Source organism: Rhodohalobacter sulfatireducens (assembly GCF_022012475.1).
Lineage (GTDB): Bacteria > Bacteroidota > Rhodothermia > Balneolales > Balneolaceae > Rhodohalobacter > Rhodohalobacter sulfatireducens.
Genome location: NZ_JAKLWS010000135.1, coordinates 1 through 326 on the forward strand (window position 1 = coordinate 1; position 326 = coordinate 326).

The following is a 326-nucleotide window of genomic DNA, read 5'->3' on the forward strand; positions in this document are numbered from 1 at the left end:
TAAACACACACGTACACAGCATTTACTACCAATATATCAAAGAACAGTCCCCGCCAACGGCGGGAAACAATCAAATTTCACATTCCAATGACCACATCTGATGGTGATTGGAATCTGGAATTTGGGGTGCCGAACGACCGGAATGCGATCGGCCACCACCCACTTGTCAACACTCGTGGAGCTACGGGGATTTCCCGGCCACCCGGGACAGGCTTCTCATCCCTACGCTCTGTGGAGCTACGGGGATTCGAACCCCGGACCCCCTGCTTGCAAAGCAGGTGCTCTAGCCAGCTGAGCTATAGCCCCAACTACGCCAAGGCTTCGTC

1 tRNA gene is annotated in these 326 nt (G+C 54.3%); it reads right to left on the minus strand.

What is annotated here, in order from left to right:
• Positions 1–232: 232 nt before the first annotated feature.
• Positions 233–306, minus strand: a tRNA-Ala gene (locus tag L6773_RS21380).
• Positions 307–326 lie beyond the last annotated feature (20 nt).